This window comes from Listeria cossartiae subsp. cossartiae (genome assembly GCF_014224155.1).
GTDB classification, from domain to species: domain Bacteria; phylum Bacillota; class Bacilli; order Lactobacillales; family Listeriaceae; genus Listeria; species Listeria cossartiae.
The window spans coordinates 188223-210066 of sequence record NZ_JAASUI010000002.1; the positions used below are offsets into that span (position 1 = coordinate 188223).

Here is a 21844-nt window from a genome sequence, read left to right on the forward strand (position 1 = left end):
CAAATTCCCCCTAAAGCATCCCGCGCGTTAACACGTTAAGTTTTAGGTTAATGGTACCATGATAATTTTTTGATTGCAAACTTGAATTAGCCTGCTATCACTGAACTTTTTACTAATAACCGGTTAACACGTTAAGTTCATTTTTATAGTACCACGGGCATTTCATTTATGCAAGCGTTTTCTTTTTATTTTTGAAAAATAGGGTATACATAAGTAATCTGTGTCGAAGGGGGAAATAATGGGGACTTTTTTGGGAAAATGGGGGAAATGGATACTCGTCTTGGGATTAGTTTTAAGTGTATTTAGTGTTTCTACAACTGGTCAGGCGGCGGCAAAGGAAACGGTGATAAATAAGCAAATGGTAACAACCGCAAGTCTCAATGTTCGTTCAACCAACGCCACATCAGGAAAAGTTGTCGGCTGGCTTAAAAATAATACAAAATTCAAAGCGATCGCCAAAACATCCAATAACTGGTATCGCTTTAGTTTTAAAGGGAAAAACGGCTACGTATCTGGGAAATATGTAAAAGTTGCAACCGCCGCACCAGCTCCCACACCAGCACCGTCAACGCCAAAAATTGTGCAAATGAATGTGCCTCTAATCGTTCAGCGCCCGCAATTACCAACCGGCTGCGAAATCACAAACATTGCGATGATGCTACGCTATGCTGGGAAAAATGTCGATAAAGTCAAACTCGCCAAAGAAATGAAACGACATAATTCCAATCCGAATTATGGTTTCGTTGGGAATCCTTTTTCTAAAAGTGGCTGGACAATTTATCCTCCCGCTTTAGTGAATCAAGTGAAAAAATATACCGGAACTGCGAAAAATATGACCGGAACGAATTTAGGCGGTATTAAAAATCAGTTGAATAAAAAACGGCCTGTTGTGGCTTGGGTTAGTAATTTCCACGGCTTTTCTGTCCACGCAATTACCATCACCGGCTACGATAAGAATAATTTTTACTACAACGACAGCTGGTCTGGTCAAAAAAACGCCCGAATTTCGCAAAGTTATTTTAATACTTGTTGGAGCAAACAAGCAAAACGCGCGATTTCGTATTGAGGAAAAACCTGCTATCCGATTATGGTAGCAGGTTTTTTATTTATCTAATTTGAGAGACGCTTTACAGTCATAGATTAAATTTTCATTTGGAACAATTTGATAACTACGATATTGTGTCATCCAATCTTTTAAAGCATGCCCTGTTTTAGACTCGAATGAGCATTCCATTTGCGTTACAATATCCGCATAATCTGCAAGTAAATCTACCCATAACTGGTCAATTCTTGCCAATTCTTGTTTTCCATCTTCTATTATTTCTGATACTTTTTTAGGGACTTCTGATTGTAAATGTTGTTTTTGCATCTGCTTGTCTAAAGCTCGTTGCGCAGCGATTATATCCGCTCTTTCTTGACTACTTAGTTCTTTATCTTTGTTATCTAACTTAGCTTGTAGTCGCTGTTGCTCTTGTTTTGCATAATAATCATAGCTCTCTATTTTGCTTGATCTTGGTGAACTCCCGTACATTTCTACCATCCTTTACTATTTTCTTTTATCCAACTTCCTAGTTCTTTATCTTTTTTATTAAAGGAAAGTGCAGCATTAATTACTTCTTCTTTAAAACCACTTAATTTTTGAATTGCTTTTCGATTTCCATCATAAAACTCTTCAAATTTATCCGTATCATGGAATCTATATACACCATCTTTATATTTCTGTGAGACTTCTGTAAGCACATCATCCACATCCCAATTCGTTAATTCGCTATACTTTCCACCCTCCCAAGTTTCTTCATCTAGCCTATATCGCAAACGTTGTGACTGGCTCTTCTCCCATTCCTCGTAATCTTGCATAATATTTTCTATCTGGCGCATTTTCATAAAAACATCATCTAATCGTCTAATTTGATTGATGATTTCATCTGGTTTAACTAGTAACTCAGCAGAACCATTTTCCCCAAAACACCCTGTAAAAGTAGACTGCATATGCCCACCGATACCTAGTTTGTCTAATTTATTTTTGCTCGTATTTCGTTTCATTAAAAATTGCTGGTAAAAAACGGTTGCATTCGGAGGTAACATCCCAACAACATCATCTGAATGATAATAGTCTTTTATTAGATTCCAATATTCTCCGCGTAAAGCTTTTTCTTGCTCTTCTTCTGTTAATTTATTAAATGATCGCGCAGCAGCAAACGTTACGGCAGGCTTTAAATGTTTCACTGCCTCATACTGAGCCAATCCACCGCCCAAACTATGACCTGTGAAACTATAATCCATCGTTCTATATTTTTTCAGTGTTTCATTAACAAATTTATCATAGGATTTAAATTGACTTTGCTTGCTACCATCCTTATCAAGCAAACCTATATTTTCCTTCCAATCATCTAACTCTTCCGAACCTCTTGAAACAAAAATAATATGATTATATGTTTTTAAATTCCCGCTATTATAGTTTTTGTAGTCTTTTAAAGGCACCACTGCAATTGCTTGAAGACCGTTGTTTTGGTTTGTGGAGTTGATGGTTATCCATTTTTCTTTATTCTCTATTTGAATTTCCTGTCCGACTTTTAAACTTTTATCTTCATAGCATTCCGCTGCTAAATAAAAGTTTGTATCCTCTCTTAATTTCACTCACATTCAGCTCTTTTCTATGTTATTATTTTTATGAGGTGAAAACATGAAAAAAAGAAATATTGTAATTTTTTCCATTATTATAATACTTAGTTGCATTGGAGGATACATAATTTTGAAAAAACATCAAGAAAATGTGGAAAGAGAAGCGTTCCTAAAAGAAGAGTCTCCTAGAATTGAACAATTTTTAAAATATAACTATAGCAATATTAATAAAGTAACTTTTACTCATGTAAAGGTTTCGCCTATGGGAATCCCTTATATTGAAGGGTATATTAACGATGATAAAGAGCTTGCTTTTAGTGCATCTATATTCGAAGACCACTTTGAAAGAAGTATCAGTATACCAAAACAGGTTGGAGAATGGAGCAAATATGAGGTTGATAAATCTGTAACTGAAATTCAACAAGAAAAAGACAAAAATCCTTGAGGTGAACTTCTTTGAAAAAACAGCCTATTATTCTCATCTCTATTTTAATCATCGTGCTATGTTCGTTATGTGGATTTTTATTTTGGAAAAAATATGAAAATCAAAATACTAACAGGATATTCACTCAACAAAAACCAAGAATTGAAGCGTTTTTCGATTATAATTACAATGGTATTAATGAAATTACTTTAACTAGTTTACAGGAAAATCCAACTGGTGTAGTTCACATTAAAGGTTATCTAAATGGGGATGAAGATTTATGGATTGATGCTGGACTCTTTGATTCAGCTGGAGTAGAGATAGTAAATTCTGCAAAAGAAGTAGATGAAAAGTTTCTGAAAACTGAAAACGAAGAAAATATAAAAACAGTTTCTGAAATCCAACAAGAAAAAAACAAAAATCCTTGAGGTGAAGACCTTTGAAGAAATACACAATTTTTATTCTTTTTTTAATTTTAATCATAGTTTTTAGTGGGGTTTTATTTTGGAAAAAACATCAAGAAAATGTGGAAAGAGAAGCATTCCTAAAAGAAGAGTCCCCTAGAATTGAACAATTTTTGAAGTATAACTATAACAATATTAACAAATTGAACTTTACTCATGTTAAAGTTTCTCCTATGGGGATTACATACATAGAAGGGTTTATCAATAATGACGAAAATCTATTTTTCAGTGCTACTATTTATGATGAACATTTTGAAAATAGCATTAGTGTCCCTGAAGATGTTAGCAATTGGCGTAAAAACGAAATAAATAAAACTGTTTCCGAAATTCAGCAACAAGAAAAAGACAAAAATCCTTGAGGTGAACTTCTTTGAAAAAACAGCCTATTATTATCGTATCTATTTTAATCATCATTTTGAGTTGTTTTACTGGCTATGTATTTTGGAAAAAATATGAAATTCATCTAGCAAATGAAACTCTTTTAAAAGAAGAAGCCCCACGAATCGAAAAATATTTAAAATATAACTATAATAATATTGAGAACGTAACCTTTACTAAGGCTGATTTTACAGGAATGGGTACTCCATACATAGAAGGATATGTTAACGGTGATAAGGATCTATACTTCACAACTTCTATTTATAACGATCATTTTGAAAAAAATGTTGGAATGCCAATAGAAATGTATGAATGGGCTAAATATCCCGTAGATAAAACGGTAACCGAAATCCAACAACAAGAAAACTCAAAAACACAATAAAACAAAACCCCCACCTTCATCACCGAAAGTGGGGGTTTCCTATATCCTAGTCGATATCTTTACCATTTGTTTCAATTACTTTTTTGTACCAGTCGAATGATTTTTTCTTCGAGCGGTTTAATGTTCCGTTGCCTTTGTTGTCGCGGTCAACGTAGATGAAGCCGTAGCGTTTTTTCATTTCGCCAGAGCCAGCGCTGACAAGGTCGATGCAGCCCCATGGTGTGTAGCCAAGAAGTTCCACGCCGTCCTCGATTGCTTCGCCCATTTCGCGAACGTGTTCACGCATGTAGTCGATTCTGTAATCGTCATTGATTGAGCCGTCTTCTTCCACTGTATCCACTGCACCTAAGCCATTTTCAACGATGAAAAGTGGTTTTTGGTAACGGTCGTAAATTGTATTCATAGTAATACGTAGACCTAGTGGATCAATTTGCCAACCCCATTCGCTTGCTTTTAGGTATGGGTTTTTTAGTGTTGCGAAAACGTTGCCTTCTGTTTCTTTGTTTTTCTCTGGATCTGCGCTTGTTAGACGAGAAGAATAGTAGCTGAATGCCACGTAATCAACAGTGTGATCGCGTAATGCGTCTAAGTCGCCATCTTCCATTTGGATGTTGATGTTGTGTTCTTTGAAGAAACGTTTAGTGTAGCTTGGGTAGTAACCACGTGCTTGAACGTCGATGAAGAAGTAGCCTTCACGGTCAGCTTGAATGGATTTCCAAATATCTTCTGGGTTACATGTCATTGGGTATGTGTTCCCAGCTGCAAGCATACAACCGATTTGGTTTTCTGGGTTGATTTCATGACCAAGTTTTGTCGCTAAAGCAGATGCAACTAATTGGTGATGAGCCGCTTGATATTTCACTTCTTCAGGATTTTCTTCGTTAGTAACGTCCATGCCGCCACCAAAGAAAGGAATATGAAGAATCATGTTAATTTCGTTAAATGTCATCCAATATTTTACTTTATCTTTGTAACGCGTGAAAATAGCTTCACAGAAATTTAAGTAAAAATCGATACATTTGCGGTTTTTCCAACCACCATATTTTTTGAAAACTTCTAGTGGAGTATCGAAATGGTTGATTGTAACTACTGGCTCGATGCCGTATTTATGACATTCATCAAAAACTTTGTCATAAAATGCTAATCCTTTTTCATTTGGTGTAGTTTCGTCACCATTTGGGAAAATACGTGGCCAGCTGATGGACATACGGAAACATTTGAAGCCCATTTCTGCCATTAATTTAATGTCTTCTTTATAACGATGATAAAAATCAATTGATTCATGACTTGGGTAAAAACCGTAATCAGTGGAAAGCGCTTTCGTTGGATTGAATAAGGCATCCCAGCGTCCGTCCTCTACTGTTGGTACTATATCTACTAGTGAAAGTCCCTTACCGTCTTCAAGATATGCGCCTTCACATTGGTTTGCAGCAACTGCTCCGCCCCATAAAAAGCCTTTAGGAAATTTTGATTCTGTCATTATGTCTAACTCCTCTCACGAATATAATTTACTTCTCCACTATAAAATATGTAATGCATTACATAGCAAGCGATAATTTTAAATTTTTTTTAGAAAAGCTGTTACCCCCTTTAAAAATGCAAAAAAACTGGCACAGAAAATGAATTCTATACCAGTCTTTTTAAATTATAACAAATGATTCATATGGCCAATTTCCATTACCCAATAAGAACCAATAACTACGACAATCGCAATAAATGCTGCGAATAAAATATTACCGATTTGGATTTTACCATCGCGGCCTTCTGTCATATGCATGAACATCAGAAGCTGTAGGGCTGCCTGAATGAACGCAAAGATGAAAATAATAACTACCTTAACATTGGTTGTTAGCGTCGAATAAAGAGCCACCCAGACTGCTAGAAGCGTCAAAATAACCGATAGCGCAAAGCCAACAATATGTTTCCAAGGAATGCCACCTTCTGCATGTGCTGCATTTGATTTATTATTTTGTGTCATATTAGTTCACCATCCCTAGCAAATAGACACCGGTGAAAATGAAAATCCACACAACATCCAAGAAATGCCAGTATAAACTGGAAATAAATACTTTTGATGCTGTTTTTGGCGTCAAACCATGCATTTTAATTTGAATCAGAATAAAACTAATCCAGAAAATCCCGACCGTTACGTGAAGTCCATGTGTTCCTAGTAGAACGAAGAATGCTGACCAGTAAGAACCAACTTGCATCGTAACGCCTTCTGTCACATAGTGTGCAAACTCATAAAGCTCAAAGCCAACAAATCCCGCACCAAGAATCAGGGTAATAATCGAGTAAATCGTCAACATTTTCACATTGCCTTTACGCATCTCACCAATTGCAAGGCCACACGTAAAACTACTTGTTAATAGTAAAAATGTCATTATTAGCACTAGCCAAAGTTCGAACATTTCTGCTGGCGGATGACCCGCATTCGAGCCAGCCTTTCTCATAACAAAGTAAGTCGCGAAAAGTGTTGCAAACAACGCAATTTCGGCGCCAAGGAAAATCCAGAATCCAAGAATATTTAATCGACCTTGTTCTGATCTATATTCAATTGGCAGATTTTTATTTGTTTCTACAGATTCCATGGGTTCCCCTCCTTCACACCAGTCGCAAGTTCGCGCGCATTATGTTCTTCTGTTGCTTTAATTTCGTCCACTTCCACGTGGTAGCCATCGTTATTTTGGAACGAACGATAAATCATACATCCTAAAATACCAACAAGACCAATAATTCCCATCCAGTACCAGTAGAAGACTAGTCCAAAACCGGCAATGAAGAAGAAGACGGACATCACAAATCCAACCATGGTATTGCTCGGCATATGGATTGGTTTATAATTTTTATCATTTACATATGGATCGCCTTTTTGTTTTCTATTCCAGAAATCATCCAAGTCATTCCATTCTGGTAAAACAGCAAAGTTATATTTTGGAGGAACGGCGGAACTTGTAGCCCATTCAAGCGTACGAGCATCCCACGGGTCACCAGTAACTTCACGTTTAGAGTTTTTATAGCTGTAGTAGATGTTGTAGCAAAGAACTAAGAATGCTACGCCCATCAAGAATCCGCCCACTGTAGAGATAAAGTTAAGCGTTGTCCAGCCATCACCTTGTACGTAAGTGTAAATACGACGAGGCATACCATCAAGTCCTAGGAAATATTGCGGGAAGAAACAAACGTTAAATCCAACAACGAAAATCCAGAAGAACCATTTACCAATTTTTTCATTTAATCTGTAACCGACCATTTTTGGATACCAGTATGTAAGCCCGGCAAAGCAGGAAAACACGGTTCCGGCAATTAATACGTAGTGGAAATGAGATACTAAGAAATACGTATTGTGATATTGATAATCGGCCGCAGCCATCGCAAGCATAACCCCAGTTACCCCACCAACAACAAAGTTAGGGATAAAGGCAAGCGACCAAAGCATTGGCGTTGTAAAGGTTATTCGCCCTTTGTACATCGTAAAGAGCCAGTTGAATATCTTAATCCCGGTCGGAATCGCAATCATCATCGTTGTAATGGAGAAGAAGGAGTTAACAAGCGCCCCTGATCCCATTGTAAAGAAGTGATGGACCCAAACTAGGAAACTTAGTAAAGAAATAACTGCCATCGCGGCAACCATCGCCGGATAACCGAATAATTTTTTCCTCGAGAAAGTAGAAATAATCTCTGAGAAAATACCGAAAGCTGGCAAAATAACAATATATACTTCCGGATGCCCCCAAACCCAGAACAAGTTGGCCCACATCATCGGAAGCCCGCCATTCGTGAGTGTGAAGAATGCTGTCCCAAACAGTCGGTCAAATGACATTAAAGCAAGCGCCACTGTTAAAACTGGGAAAGCGAAAATAATGATCAAACTTGTAATTAATGAAGACCAAGTAAACATCGGCATTTTCATTAATGTCATACCTTTTGTACGCATTCTTAAAATCGTGACGAAAAAGTTAATCCCCGTCATCAGCGTACCAATACCAGCGATTTGAACACCTAGAAGATAGAAGTTAATTCCATATCCCGCGCTAAAATCTGTCGCAAGTGGCGCATAGTTTGTCCAACCAGCATCTGGCGAACCACCAATTACGAATGATAAGTTAAATAGCATCGCTCCCATAAAGAACGTCCAAAAACTCAAGTTGTTTAAAAATGGAAACGCTACATCACGCGCACCAATTTGAAGTGGTACGGCAATGTTCATCAACCCGATGATAAACGGCATCGCCATAAATAAAATCATAATCGTTCCATGAGTAGAAAATACTTCATTGTAATGCTGTGCGTCTAAAAATTTCATATCCGGTAAAGCGAGCTGGGTACGCATCATTAGCGCATCCACACCACCACGGAAAAACATTAAGACAGCAGCAAGCAAGTACATAATACCAATCTTTTTATGATCAACGGAAGAAATCCACTCTTTCATGAGCCACTTCCATTTTTTTGTATAAGTTAGTAACGCAACAACACCAATACTTACAAGTACGATAGAAATCTGCGCACCTAAAATCATCGGGTCGCCAGTTACGATAAACTCATTCCATTTCATGCCTTATGTCCCCCCTTTTACTTCCCTGCGTCATCCGATTCTTTTTTATTGAATTCATTTGTTTGGATGTCTTCTTCCATTTTCTTCATTTCGTCTTCGCGGTGTTTATCCTCGTGGTAACCTTCACCGTTTTTAATAATTTGCGGCTTCATATCATGACGCTCAAATTGCGGATTAGTTACTGTCACAGGACGAACCGGAAGCATTGGTTTGTCAGAAATGGTCGATTTAGTGTTCGGATTATGCGGATTTGTCATCTCATAACCAAAACGTTTGTAGGCATAGAAAACATACTCTGGATCAGCTGCTACATCAACAAATGCTAAATGCGTACCAGAATAAGTTTTTTGCTTCGAGCTTCCAGGAATTAGCAGACGGTCATAGATGTCTTGCGTAATAACTGGTGAGCTAGCTTTCGTTTCTTTTGCCCATTTTTTGAAATCTTTTTCAGATTGAGCTACTACATCAAAGCGTTGATCCGCAAAACCTTCGCCGTTGAAGTTTGCGTTACGGCCTTTATATGTACCAACTTCATCTGCTTGTAAATATAAATTCATCGTCATGCCAGACATCGCATATTTTTGTCCACCTAATTGAGGAACCCAAAAGCTTGTCATCGTATCTGCGGAAGTTAATTTGAATAATACAGGACGGTCGGTTGGAATGTTTACATAGTTCACCGTTTCAATCGACTCATCTGGATAACTAAAAATCCATTTCCAGTCTGCACTTGTTGCGTAAATAATAATTGGATCTTTATGCGAAGTCACTTTTGGTGCTTCTTCCCCTGCATAAATTGTTTTTACAGTCGGAATAGCTAGAGCAATAACGATTGCAACTGGAATCAATGTCCAAAAAATTTCCAGTTTTTTACTACCGTGCATATCCGGCTCATAGTTTGAAATGTCTTTCCGTTCGCGGTATTTAACCAACATAATCGTAAACAATACAAAAATCGTCAAAACAATAACCAGCATAAATATAATCGAATAAATAATTAAGTCCGACTGACCTTTTGCAACTGGCCCTTTTGGATTAAGTACCGTCAAGTCACCACAACCACTTATAAGGCCGGTAACCCCAAGTAGTGCCGTAAGTAGCAAAGATTTAAGTACCTTTGACACCCGAATCCCCTCTTTTCCTTTTGATGTTTTCTAATGTGTATTTTTGCGCAAAAATACCATTACCGGAGTGCTGAAAGAAGCTTGTTAGAACTCCTATGTAACTGAAAAAATGCTTTTACTATTTAGTTCTTTTAAAAAAACTCACAAACTTTTTTAAAAATTAATCAGCATTTTTAGAATCACTATGTTCATACTCTAACTCATTATATCTGATTTGATATCTTAGTTCAAAAACCTGATATATTAAATATTTCACAAACTTTTATTCTGTTCACTATTCCCTAGATTGTGAAATTCGAAACAAATTGTACATGGTTTTTATATGAAAAGTTGTTTTTCATGGTAAATTAGTTTTGTCGCATACTTTAATTCCACAGGGAGTGGTCGAGTGAGTAAAAAATTAAAGATATTTCGAATGATTGAATTAATAATTGGAATTATAGGTATTGTTTTACCATCCATATTATATTTCATGGATATTCTTTCTGGTGCAGAATCTGGCATTTTGACAGTTGTTGGTGTGGTTATTTTTAATCATGCAGATAATTTATCTAATAAAAATAATAAGACTGAAAAAAAGATTTAGTAATCAAACTAAAAGCCGAACAACTTTTATGTAAAAGTTGTTCGGCTTTATTAGTGATATCTCCATTATTCAGTAATTTGAACTCTCCCTGTATGGAAAGGTAAATGTTTAATACCAAGCGATTCCCACTCTTGAACTAATTTTTCGGCGAGCTCTTTTGTTTTCGAGAATGCGATTCCACAATCTCCTCCACCAGAGCCGGAAGATTTTCCTGCGCCGCCCATGTTTTCAGCTGAGTCCGCTAGTTCTTTTAGCAAGCTTGTTTCAATGTTGACGCCAGCTTTTGTTCCAAGTGCTTGAAGAATACGTCGATTTTCTTTGATAGAAGCATAAAGCAACTCTTCGTCTTTCGTGTGGAAAGCTTGAATCATTTGCTTCATGATTTCGTTATTTCTAGTTAAGAAATGTTGATAATTTTTGCTATCTTCTTGTTTAAACGCGTGAATTTGCGAAACAAGTTTGCCAGTACTCACAGGTGTGCCCGTCCAACCAACTGAAAATGTTGAAACTGGTTCTTCTAGTGTTTCGATTTGAAGCATTGGCCATGGTTCTTTCATAAACCATTCCAGTGATTTATACGCTAAACGATGCTTCACCCATTCTTGATCAAACGTCGTATACGCAATCCAGCCACCATACATACAAGATGCAATATCGCCACATGAGCCGTTTCCTTGAACGACTAAATGGGAAAGTGCAGCTAGTTTGAATTTTTTCAGCATGGATATTTCAGGATGGAATTTCGTCATCAGGGCGTTGATTACAGCTACCGTTGCAGCCGCGCTTGAACCTAGTCCGTATTTTGCGCCAGATTGGTCAATTAATTCTGTTTCAATGACCATTTTCACAGGTGTTAGCTCGATGCCTTCTGATTTTAGGAAAGTTGTCGCAATATTAATTGCTTCCGCTGTAAAAGTCCAATGTTCCCCGTCTGGTTTAAGTTCGCCGCCAACTGGCCATGAAACTGGATTTTCATAATGTGGAATCCACAATTCATTGCGCTCACTATCTTCTAGTGTCAGCGTTATATAACGGTTAACCGCAGTTAGAATGGCTGTGTGACCGGATTCTACAACCGCGTATTCACCAGCAACATATAATTTTCCGGGTATTTTAACCTGTAGTTTATTTTTCATCTGATATAACACTCGCTTCCTTACCAGCGTGGCAAATTAGAACATTTTTAGCCAAACCTGACAACTTCTCTGCTACGATATTTTCATTTTCACGTTCACAAATCACTTTCACATTAGGACCAGCATCCATTGTAAAATAGGCCGGTATGCCATTTTCGCGCAATTCTCTAACAGCATCCATTATTTCAAGTGACTGTGGTTGGAAATAAGTGAAAGGCGGCTCAGCGCCAAGTGTTGTCGCATGCATTTTCATACCGTTTCGCTCTGTGATTTCGCCAACTTTGATGAAATCTTCGTCCAAAATGGCTTGTTTCATTTCTTCCAAATCCGTCTTAGCAGCAGCTACCCAGTTTTCGAAAAATGGGGATGTTTCTACGGTTAAACGCATGCCATCACGGCTAGAAACTTTCTTTTCTTTGTCTGAAACAACTGCAACTACAAGCGACATTTTATCGCATAATTTGTTAGTAAAAGGTACCGCGAATGAATCACTGCCGTCCGCAAGTTCGCCTTTTTCCCAAATAACAAAATCGCCAAAAACCGAACGAGAAGCAGACCCAGAACCGAAACGAGCCAGTCTGGAAATATATTCTTTTGTGTCTTCTCTACCAGCAGCACTGGATCCTGCAAGCGCAAGTGCCGCAAATGCGGATGCTGATGAAGCAAGTCCGGCCGCTGTTGGTACGTGATTTTCGGAAGTGATTTTTGCTTTTGCTGTTAAGCCAAACTCTTCACGCATTTTATCTATAAAACGAGCTACTTTTGCATCCGTTTTTTGTTCATCGTTAAGAATAAATGTATCTTGGGCTAGATTTTCGTCCCATTCTATGGTTGTTTTTGTATAAAATTTATCTACCGTGAAGGATAAACTACTGTTTGCAGGTAGAATCAAGTGTTCATCGCGTTTTCCCCAGTATTTAATTAGCGCCACATTCGTGTGTGCGATGGCTGTCGCTCTCATAACTACCTTCTCCAATCGTAAAAATCCATTCTTGTGCGGCTCCAGCATCATGAAGCGCCTTCGTTATTTGTTCAGCGATTTCTTGATTTTTTGCTACAGCGATAATACATCCACCACGACCACCGCCTGTCAGTTTGGCCCCGTCCGCGCCGCTACTTCTAGCTACTTTAATTAATTTCTCTAAACTGCTATCGCTTACTGTCAAAGTTTCCAAATAAGTTTGTGCTTGATTCATTGCAGCACCAATCTTCACAGTGTCTGCATCGCCTTCTAAATGCGTCTTTATTTCCCGGGAAATATCGCCAAGTTGGTGAATTATTTTACCGATTTCAGCTTCGTTTTCTTTGTATAATACTTGAACATCCTTAACCGCGTCTCTCGTTTCGCTTGGAACGCCTGTATCTGCTACGACGAACGTGATTTTTTTAGGAAAGTGCATAATTTCTAGTTTTCGATCTCGCTCGTACCAAACTGGCTTTTCACTAACAACCGTAATGGCATCAACACCACTAGCATTACCGTGAGCAATTTTTTCTGCCGCATTAACGATTGCTAATAGTTTTTTCGAGTCTAATTCTTGATTGAAATATTTATATAAGCCGCGCGCAATACTCGTTGCTACTGCGGCACTTGAGCCTAATCCTCGTCCAATTGGAACGCCTGAATTCACATGAATAGAAACACATTCACCTTTTCCAATTTCATTTAAAACATCTACAACTAATGCTTTGATTCCCGCTAAGAAATCAGGCATATCTTCTAAATCACCTGTAAAAAATGCCGAAGAAAACTTGGTCTTTGTAGAAGTTTCTACATTTGTCGTTACTATTGCTTGTGTAAATGGGACTGAAATTGCCGGTTCTCCGTATACAACTGCATGTTCTCCGCATAATATCATTTTAGCTGTCCCAATGCCTGTAGCCAATGCACGCCAATCCTTTCTCCATCAAAATAATACAAACTTTAATACTTCATGATACCATAATTTTTTCACTAAAACCTTATTATAGAACTTTTTTTGACCCAAAACAATGACTGGCGCAACTTTTCCCGCGCCAATCACCTTTTAAATATCCATTTCTTGATATTGCTGCTGGAAAATACACATTCGAATTGCATCGTGGTAAGTTCCATCAACAAAAAATTCATCAATTAGTTCGCCTTCACGAATAAAACCAACTTTTTCATAGATGTGAATTGCTTTTTCATTTACTTTATCAACGACTAAATATAATTTATGCAAATTTAGCACGTGAAAAGCATATTTCATCGCGAGTTTTGTGGCAGAAACAGCGTAACCGTGTCCCTGAAACTTAGGATCAATAATAATTTGAAATTCCGCTCTTCGGTGAATATAATCAATTTCCATCAACTCGACTAATCCAACCATTTGGCCATCTAATTCTAAAATAAAACGGCGTTCTGACTGATCGTGAATGTGCTTGTCATATAACTCCTGAAGCTCGACAAATGCCTCATATGGCTCTTCAAACCAATACGACATAATCTTCGCATCATTATTTAACCGGTGAACAAATTTCAAATCTTCTCGTTCAAGCGGTCTAAGTTTTAAATCTCCACTCATTTTTCCACTCCTAAATTATAAAATTGGTGATAATAAACTGGAAAGAACTTCTTTTATACGCGTAAATAATGGCTTATTCTCCATATCTTTCATCGTAAATAATCGGCTATCTTCAAAATCTTTCTTGAAGTCGCGTTTTAAATGGTGCATAGCCTCGCTTTCATCATATAAGAATACCATTAATTCATGATTCAATCTAAAGCTACGTACATCAAAATTAGCAGTCCCAATAGCCGCACGCGTTCCATCCACTAACATTGCCTTTGCATGAACAAAAGAGTCATCGGCGTAGGCATACATTTTCGCGCCTGCTTCAATCATCGTTTTCACATAAGCGTTACTTCCGTGGAATGAAATCCCGCGATCGCCTTTTCCGGGGATTATAACCCGTACGTCAACGCCACTCATCGCAACCCGGCGAATAACCGCAAGTGATTCCTCGTCAGGAACAAAGTAGGGCGACACAATCCAAACGGACTCTTTAGCAGAATCAATTAAATCAAGCATCGAATCACGAACCCATTTTTCTTTATCGTATGGACCGCCGTAAATGACTTGCGCCCATTCATCGCCCATATCAACTGGTGAGAAATACTGTTTTAATCCGGTTTCGCTAATAAACCCGTCGGCAGCTCCAGCTCGATTTTCCATATAAATCCAATCGTTTAGGAAGGATTCTTGGAGTTCAATTACGGCTTGACCGGTGATTTTAATATGCGTATCGCGCCAAACACGGAAATCTGGCGTATTAGAGCGGTATTCTTCTCCAATGTTAAGTCCACCTGTGAAGCCTATTTGCCCATCAATCACGACAATTTTACGGTGATTTCTTAAATTAGCTGTTCTTACAATCCACGGTGAAGAAATCGGATCAAATGCGTGAATGCTAACGCCAGCTTCTTTTAAAGGGGCTAGAAAGGCTTTATGAAGTTTGCTTGAACCTAATCCATCAAACATAAATCTAACTTCGACGCCAGATTTTGCTTTTTCTACCAAAATATCTCGAATCTCGGTAGAAATTTCATCCGTTTTGAAAATATAGTATTGAATATGGATGTGGTTTTCCGCTTTTCTAAGCGCGTCTAAGAGCACTGGGAAAGTTTCTTCACCATTTGTCAGTATTTCGATTTTATTTCCCTTAATCGGCTCTATGGACGTTAAATGAGCAATTCTTTTAGATAGTCTTGGTAATTTTTCATTGGTGTTGTTTGGAATTGCATGAACTGCATTTATTAATTTAGCTTTTTCTGTTACTTGAGCTGTGCTGAATTTTCTAGTTGCTGGATTTCTGCCGAACACAAGGTAACTAATCGTTCCAAGCACAGGTAAAATGAAAATAACCGCAATCCAGGCGACTTTTGAGCTAGTATTCCGCTGATCAAATAGGAGTAGTCGAACCGTAATAACAACCCCGCATAATTGAATAATTGCACTTGTTACTAAGAAAAGTACAGCTGCTTGATTAATTAAAACGTATTCCACTAAAAATAAAACTACTGCTATAAACAGAAATTGGATCAGTTTGCGCATTTTTTTCAACTCTTCCCTTTTTTAGACGTATTAAAGATATTATACATAATATGTGACTAAAAAGCGCTTTTTTATACTGAAAAAAAGCTGGAAAATCGTTCTAATTCGCAAATTAGAGTCATTTCCAGCTTGGTTTTATTCTTCTATGTCGCTTCCAGGAGCATCTTCAAAACTTTCATCAGGAACTTGCGTAACTAATGTTTCGTCGATTTCTTCCTCAAGCTCAACTTCATCATCTTCTTTTGGAACTTTTGCAACAGTGGCTACTTTTTCATCTTCATCAAGACGAATTAGTTTAACACCCATTGCGCTACGACCTGTTTGTGATACGGTTTCGATTTCAAAACGAATCAAGACGCCGCTCACGGTCATTAGCATTAAGTCCTCTTCACCAGTAACAGTTTTCATTGCTACTAAGTTACCATTTTTCTCTGTGATTGTAACGGTTTTAACACCCATACCACCACGATTACGAAGCGGATACTGGGAAGCTGGCGTTTGTTTACCATAACCTTTTTCCGTTACAACGAGTACTTTTTCGTCATCTTCTAGTACTTCCATGCCGATAACTTCATCGTCTTCACGAAGTCTAATACCACGAACACCGGCAGCTGTACGGCCCATTACGCGGATATTTTCTTCTGGGAAGTAGATAGATTGTCCATGTTTCGTTGCGATAATCATGTTTTTGCTACCATCTGTCATTTGAACGGAAATAAGTTCATCATTTTCACGAAGTTCCACTGCACGAAGGCCACTTTGACGAATTTTCGCAAATTGAGAAAGGGTTGTACGCTTCACGACACCATGTTTCGTCGTGAAGAATAGGTAGCTATCATCGGTGAATTCGGATAGATTTATCACAGCATTCACTTGTTCTTGGCTTTCGATTCCAAGCAAGTTGATGATTGGGATACCTTTGGCGGTACGACCGTATTCAGGCACTTCATAACCTTTCGAACGGTATACTTTACCAGTGTTAGTGAAGAATAGTAACGTATCATGCGTGCTCGTTGCAACTAGGTGTTCTACGAAATCATCTTCATGTGTAGACATACCTTGAATACCACGACCACCACGACGCTGACTACGATAAGTCGATAATGGTAAACGTTTAATATAGCCACGTTTAGTTAGCGTAATTGCCACTTCTTCTTCTGGGATTAAGTCTTCATCTTCAAGGCTTACTAAATCACCAGCCAAGATTTCTGTACGACGTTTATCCGCATATTTAAGTTTGATTTCTTCTAATTCTTCACGAATAATTTCAAGAATACGCTCATCATCAGCTAAAATGGCTTTTAAATCGTTAATTAATGCCACTAAGTTTTGATATTCTTCTTCAATTTTTTCGCGTTCTAAACCTGTCAAACGTTGCAAACGCATATCTAAAATGGCTTGCGCTTGTTTGTCAGAAAGGTTGAATTGTGTCATCAAGCCTTCTTTAGCAACATCGGAAGTTTTTGATCCACGAATTAATTTAATAATCGCGTCAATGTTATCAAGCGCAATTCGTAAACCTTCTAAGATATGAGCACGTGCTTCTGCTTTACGAAGCTCAAATTCCGTACGGCGACGAATAACGACTTTTTGATGTTCCAAATAATAATAAAGAATTTCTTTTAAATTAAGCACTTTTGGATGATTGTCGACAAGTGCGAGCATATTAATACCAAAAGTAGTTTGAAGTGCTGTCATTTTGAATAAATTATTCACGATAACACTTGCGCTAATATCACGACGAACCTCAATAACAATGCGCATTCCGGAACGGTCAGACTCATCATTTAGGGAAGTAATACCGTCAATTTTCTTCTCACGAGCTAGTTCGGCAATACGTTCAACTAGGCGCGCTTTATTTACTTGGTAAGGAATTTCGGTGATAACGATTGTTTCTTTACCATTTTTCTTTTCTTCAATGTCAACACGACCACGAACGGTAATCGAACCACGACCACTTTCATAAGCGCGACGAATTCCGCTGCGTCCCATAATCATCCCAGCAGTAGGGAAGTCAGGTCCTGGGATATATTCCATTAAATCACGAATCGTAATTTCCGGGTCACGACTAAGCGCCAAAACACCGTCAATTACTTCACCAAGATGATGGGTAGGAATATTCGTAGCCATACCAACCGCGATACCGGACGAACCATTGACTAGTAAGTTAGGGAAACGCGCTGGCAAAATAACCGGCTCACGCTCGGAACCATCATAGTTATCAGCATAATCAATCGTATCTTTGTTAATATCGCGCAGTAGTTCCATCGAAATTTTTGACATACGTGCTTCTGTATAACGCATCGCTGCCGCCATATCGCCATCGACCGAACCAAAGTTACCATGTCCGTCAACTAGCATATTACGATAACTAAAATCTTGCGCCATCCGAACCATTGTAAAATAAACCGCTGTATCGCCGTGGGGGTGATATTTACCAATAACTTCCCCAACGATACGAGCCGATTTCTTATAGGCTTTATCAGAAGTCATACCTAAATCATTCATCGCATATAAAATACGACGGTGAACTGGTTTTAATCCGTCACGAACATCTGGTAGGGCACGGGCAACAATTACACTCATCGCGTAATCTAAGAATGAAGTCCGCATTTCTTTATTTAAGTTTATCTCTGTTATTCGTTGATTTGGTGTTTCTGCCATTGTTAGAGAAACCTCCCTTTCCAAAGTAAGGCTGAATCTAGTTCAAACCTTTTAAAAACAATTAATATCCCAATTATTACCCGGGAAATATTTATTAAACATCCAAGTTTTTAACGTATTGTGCGTTGTCTTCAATGAATTTACGACGAGGTTCCACGCGGTCACCCATCAACATTTCAAAAGTCTCATCGGCATCAATAGCGTCTTTGATATTGACTTGAAGTAGTGTACGGTGTTCAGGATTCATGGTTGTTTCCCAAAGTTGCTCAGGGTTCATTTCTCCAAGACCTTTATATCGTTGAATGCTGTATTTAGTGTCTCCATCAAGGGATGCTAGATAATCTTCTAATTGTCCATCACTATAAACGTACTCAACTTGTTTACCATGCTTAATTTGATAAAGCGGTGGCTGTGCAATATAAATATAACCTGCATCAAGCAGTGGACGCATATAACGATAAAATAGCGTAAGAAGTAGTGTACGAATATGTGCACCATCAACATCGGCATCAGTCATGATAATTAGTTTGTGGTAACGAGATTTAGAAACATCGAAATCTCCACCAAAACCAGTGCCCATCGCTGTAAAAATAGTTCGAATTTCTTCGTTAGCTAAAATGCGATCTAAACGTGCTTTTTCTACGTTCAAAATTTTACCACGAATCGGCAAAATCGCTTGGAATAAACGGTCACGACCTTGTTTAGCAGAACCACCGGCTGAGTCACCCTCAACGATGTAAAGTTCGCTGATTTCAGGGTTACGAGAAGAACAGTCAGCTAATTTACCTGGCAAGCTAGAAATTTCTAGGCCACTGCTTTTACGAGCAACTTCACGCGCGCGCTTAGCAGCCAGACGTGCACGAGAAGCCACAACGCCCTTCTCAACGATTTTTTTAGCAACATCTGGGTTTTCCATCATAAATTTATTTAAAGCCTCAGAAAACAGCTTATCGGTGATAGAACGAGCTTCTGAATTTCCAAGTTTTGTTTTTGTTTGTCCTTCAAACTGCGGATCTGGATGTTTGATGGAAATAATTGCTGTTAAACCTTCACGAACATCTTCACCAGAAAGGTTGTCATCACTATCTTTGAACAATTTATTACGGCGCGCATAGTCATTAATAACACGTGTTAGTGCCGTTTTAAATCCAGATTCGTGTGTTCCACCTTCATACGTATGAATGTTATTCGCAAATGAAATGATATTGCTTGAGAATCCAGTGTTATACTGCATAGAAATCTCAACCATAATGTCATCGCGTTCACCTTCCAAGTAAATTGGTGGCTCATGGATAACGTCTTTTGCTTTATTTAAATGCTCCACGTAAGAACGAATTCCGCCTTCGTAGTGGAAATTCTTACGTACTTTATGCTCGTCACGTTTGTCTTCAATCGAAATTGTTAAACCGCGATTCAAGAAAGCAAGTTCGCGCGTACGAGTACGAAGCGTGTCAAAATCAAATTCGGTTGTTTCTGTGAAAATTTGTGGATCTGGCGTAAAGTGAACAATTGTTCCACGGTAATCCGTTTCGCCTTGTTCTTCCATGTCCATCACAACATCACCGCGTTCAAAACGTTGGTAATATTTTTTGCCTTCACGATGAACGTGTACTTCAAGAGAGGTAGAAAGGGCATTAACTACTGATGCACCAACCCCGTGAAGTCCGCCTGATACTTTATATCCGCCACCGCCGAATTTACCACCGGCATGAAGAACGGTAAAGATAACTTCTACTGTTGGACGACCGATTTTTTCGTTAATCCCAGTTGGAATACCACGCCCGTTATCGCGAACAGTAATGCTGTTATCAGCTTCAATTGTAATTTCAATTTCTGTACAAAAACCAGCAAGGGCTTCATCGATTGCATTATCAACAATTTCCCATACAAGGTGATGGAGTCCGCGTTGACTAGTTGAACCAATGTACATACCAGGTCTTTTACGAACTGCTTCTAGGCCTTCTAGTACTTGTATTTGATCTTCGTTATAATCGGAAGCACTTTCCTGTACATTTGTAATATTTTCTTCTGACATTAATTATTCCACCGCACTTTCTTTTTCATCAAATTATATTAACCTAGATTAGGATTTTTTTACTGTACCTTTTTCTACATAGAAAGTTGTTGCTTGTTTGAGCGTTTCATGGTCGATCCCGCTCGTACTTGTTGTTGTCACAAAGGTTTGCACTTTTCCTTCAATAGCTCCGAGCAAATGTGATTGACGATAATCATCAAGTTCACTTAGCACATCATCAAGAAGAAGAACCGGATATTCACCAGTTTCTTCGTGGATTAGGTCAATTTCCGCTAGTTTTACAGAAAGTGCCGTTGTCCGTTGCTGGCCTTGCGAACCAAAATCTTGCACATTTTGCCCATTAATATAAAACAGAGAATCATCCCGATGTGGCCCAATAAGTGTGACACCACGGTCGATTTCTCTTTGTTTGATTGATTCCATTTTTTGGAGTAAATCTGCTTTCCACACTTCAGGATCGTCCCCATTTAGCGTGACGGAAGCTTTATACTCAATTTTTAGCGTTTCTAAGCCGCGTGAAATTTGGTGATGAATCGGCGCCGCATATGCTTCTAATTTTTGAATGAAATCAGCTCGTCTTTTCGTCAAATTAATGGCGACGTCAGCGAACTGTTCTGTCAAAATATCAAGCAACATTGGATCTACTTTGCGTTTCATTTGCAACATCTTCAAATATTGATTCCGTTGCTGCAAAATCCGCTGATATTCACTTAAATTATGCAAATAAATCGGCTGCATTTGCCCAATTTCCATATTTAAAAAGCGACGTCTAACTCCTGGCGCACCTTTTACAAGCGACAAATCTTCTGGGGCAAAAATGACCACGTTCAAGTTGCCGACATATTGGCTCAGTTTCTTTTGTTCCAAATGATTTACTTTAGCTCGCTTGCCTTTTTGGGTGATAGCTAGCTCTAAAGGCACTGATTGCCCGTGCTTCGCTATCCGACCTTCCATCTTGGCTTCTTCTTTTTCCCACATAATAAAATCTTTATCATTCGTTGTCCGATGTGACTTTGCCAGCGCAAGCATCAATACGGCTTCCAAAAGGTTGGTTTTACCTTGTGCATTCTCGCCAAGAAAAACATTTACAGATGGGGAAAATTCTAGTTCTAAGTTTTCGTAATTGCGGAAATTTCTTAAAACAATACTTTCTAAATGCATCTGCTATTTTCCTTGCTCAATTTTCACTTTTCCAACACCGGGAACTAAGATAACATCGCCATTACGAAGCTTTTTCCCCCGGCGATTGTCTTGCTCTCCGTTGATGTAAATCGTATTTTCACTAAGGTACGCTTTCGCCATTCCACCAGTCGAAACTACATCAATCATTTGTAAAAGTTGACCAAGCGTTACGAACTCGCTATTTATCTTCACTGTTTCAGCCAAAAATTTCAC

General features: G+C 38.4%; 22 protein-coding genes. 6 read left to right on the plus strand and 16 right to left on the minus strand.

The genetic code is table 11. The features are described from left to right. The first annotated feature begins 238 nt into the window (after positions 1–238). Entirely contained in the window at positions 239–1066 is an 828-nt protein-coding gene (locus HCJ30_RS08055; protein ID WP_185391740.1) for a C39 family peptidase, read from the plus strand. Between the two features lie 36 nt (positions 1067–1102). Here the strand turns inward: HCJ30_RS08055 and HCJ30_RS08060 are convergent, their stop codons facing one another. Together HCJ30_RS08060 and HCJ30_RS08065 are read right to left on the minus strand one after the other, a co-directional pair. After that, on the minus strand, positions 1103–1531 hold the full coding sequence (locus tag HCJ30_RS08060) for a hypothetical protein (RefSeq protein WP_185391741.1): 429 nt from the start codon (positions 1529–1531) through the stop codon (positions 1103–1105). Positions 1532–1533: 2 nt separating this feature from the next. Next, complete coding sequence (locus HCJ30_RS08065) at positions 1534–2637, minus strand: Tle-like phospholipase domain-containing protein (RefSeq protein WP_185391742.1); 1104 nt, start codon at positions 2635–2637, stop codon at positions 1534–1536. 115 nt (positions 2638–2752) lie between these two features. Between HCJ30_RS08065 and HCJ30_RS08070 the strand changes: the two genes are divergently transcribed. The 4 genes from HCJ30_RS08070 to HCJ30_RS08085 are packed head-to-tail and all read left to right on the plus strand — an operon-like array spanning position 2753 to position 4270. Next, positions 2753–3067, plus strand: coding sequence for a DUF1433 domain-containing protein (locus HCJ30_RS08070; protein WP_185517805.1), 315 nt, complete (start codon positions 2753–2755; stop codon positions 3065–3067). Positions 3068–3078: 11 nt separating this feature from the next. Next, positions 3079–3474 carry a DUF1433 domain-containing protein gene (locus HCJ30_RS08075; protein WP_185391744.1) on the plus strand — a complete coding sequence of 132 codons (396 nt, stop codon included), beginning with the start codon at positions 3079–3081 and terminating at the stop codon, positions 3472–3474. Positions 3475–3485: 11 nt separating this feature from the next. After that, on the plus strand, positions 3486–3869 hold the full coding sequence (locus HCJ30_RS08080) for a DUF1433 domain-containing protein (RefSeq protein ID WP_221636018.1): 384 nt from the start codon (positions 3486–3488) through the stop codon (positions 3867–3869). An 11-nt stretch (positions 3870–3880) separates the two neighbouring features. Beyond that, positions 3881–4270: a DUF1433 domain-containing protein gene (locus tag HCJ30_RS08085; protein WP_185391745.1), complete on the plus strand. Its 390-nt coding sequence runs from the start codon at positions 3881–3883 to the stop codon at positions 4268–4270. A 46-nt stretch (positions 4271–4316) separates the two neighbouring features. On the opposite strand, the gene HCJ30_RS08090 is transcribed toward HCJ30_RS08085, so the two are convergent. From HCJ30_RS08090 to qoxA, 5 genes are all read right to left on the minus strand, one after another. After that, on the minus strand, positions 4317–5750 hold the full coding sequence (locus HCJ30_RS08090) for a 6-phospho-beta-glucosidase (protein ID WP_185391746.1): 1434 nt from the start codon (positions 5748–5750) through the stop codon (positions 4317–4319). A 165-nt stretch (positions 5751–5915) separates the two neighbouring features. Continuing rightward, complete coding sequence (qoxD, locus tag HCJ30_RS08095) at positions 5916–6248, minus strand: cytochrome aa3 quinol oxidase subunit IV (RefSeq protein WP_003725633.1); 333 nt, start codon at positions 6246–6248, stop codon at positions 5916–5918. Between the two features lies 1 nt (position 6249). Next, positions 6250–6861, minus strand: coding sequence for a cytochrome aa3 quinol oxidase subunit III (gene qoxC, locus HCJ30_RS08100; protein ID WP_003721631.1), 612 nt, complete (start codon positions 6859–6861; stop codon positions 6250–6252). Continuing rightward, positions 6849–8828 carry a cytochrome aa3 quinol oxidase subunit I gene (gene qoxB / locus HCJ30_RS08105; RefSeq protein ID WP_003725631.1) on the minus strand — a complete coding sequence of 660 codons (1980 nt, stop codon included), beginning with the start codon at positions 8826–8828 and terminating at the stop codon, positions 6849–6851. The genes qoxC and qoxB overlap by 13 nt, the downstream gene beginning before the upstream one ends. Before the next feature lie 17 nt (positions 8829–8845). Further along, on the minus strand, positions 8846–9952 hold the full coding sequence (gene qoxA, locus HCJ30_RS08110) for a cytochrome aa3 quinol oxidase subunit II (RefSeq protein WP_008946400.1): 1107 nt from the start codon (positions 9950–9952) through the stop codon (positions 8846–8848). A 388-nt stretch (positions 9953–10340) separates the two neighbouring features. Between qoxA and HCJ30_RS08115 the strand changes: the two genes are divergently transcribed. Beyond that, the gene (locus HCJ30_RS08115) at positions 10341–10538 is read left to right on the plus strand and encodes a hypothetical protein (RefSeq protein ID WP_185391975.1); all 198 of its coding nucleotides are present in this window, start codon (positions 10341–10343) and stop codon (positions 10536–10538) included. Between the two features lie 65 nt (positions 10539–10603). Here the strand turns inward: HCJ30_RS08115 and HCJ30_RS08120 are convergent, their stop codons facing one another. From HCJ30_RS08120 to yaaA, 9 genes are all read right to left on the minus strand, one after another. Next, positions 10604–11674, minus strand: coding sequence for a phosphomevalonate kinase (locus HCJ30_RS08120; RefSeq protein WP_185391747.1), 1071 nt, complete (start codon positions 11672–11674; stop codon positions 10604–10606). Further along, positions 11664–12635, minus strand: coding sequence for a diphosphomevalonate decarboxylase (gene mvaD, locus HCJ30_RS08125; protein ID WP_185391748.1), 972 nt, complete (start codon positions 12633–12635; stop codon positions 11664–11666). Before mvaD ends, HCJ30_RS08120 begins: the two co-directional genes overlap by 11 nt. After that, complete coding sequence (gene mvk, locus HCJ30_RS08130; protein ID WP_185391749.1) at positions 12592–13560, minus strand: mevalonate kinase; 969 nt, start codon at positions 13558–13560, stop codon at positions 12592–12594. The genes mvaD and mvk overlap by 44 nt, the downstream gene beginning before the upstream one ends. A gap of 141 nt (positions 13561–13701) precedes the next feature. Then, positions 13702–14220 carry a spermidine N1-acetyltransferase gene (gene speG / locus HCJ30_RS08135; RefSeq protein ID WP_185391750.1) on the minus strand — a complete coding sequence of 173 codons (519 nt, stop codon included), beginning with the start codon at positions 14218–14220 and terminating at the stop codon, positions 13702–13704. Between the two features lie 15 nt (positions 14221–14235). Continuing rightward, on the minus strand, positions 14236–15750 hold the full coding sequence (gene cls, locus HCJ30_RS08140) for a cardiolipin synthase (RefSeq protein WP_185391751.1): 1515 nt from the start codon (positions 15748–15750) through the stop codon (positions 14236–14238). Between the two features lie 135 nt (positions 15751–15885). After that, positions 15886–18414, minus strand: a complete 2529-nt coding sequence (gyrA, locus tag HCJ30_RS08145; RefSeq protein ID WP_185391752.1) for a DNA gyrase subunit A — start codon at positions 18412–18414, stop codon at positions 15886–15888. A 94-nt stretch (positions 18415–18508) separates the two neighbouring features. Beyond that, a complete protein-coding gene (gene gyrB, locus HCJ30_RS08150) occupies positions 18509–20449 on the minus strand; it encodes a DNA topoisomerase (ATP-hydrolyzing) subunit B (RefSeq protein ID WP_185391753.1) in 1941 nt (646 codons plus the stop codon). Between the two features lie 48 nt (positions 20450–20497). Beyond that, a complete protein-coding gene (recF, locus tag HCJ30_RS08155) occupies positions 20498–21610 on the minus strand; it encodes a DNA replication/repair protein RecF (protein WP_008946387.1) in 1113 nt (370 codons plus the stop codon). 3 nt (positions 21611–21613) lie between these two features. Next, entirely contained in the window at positions 21614–21835 is a 222-nt protein-coding gene (gene yaaA, locus HCJ30_RS08160; RefSeq protein WP_010958651.1) for a S4 domain-containing protein YaaA, read from the minus strand. Between the last annotated feature and the right edge of the window lie 9 nt (positions 21836–21844).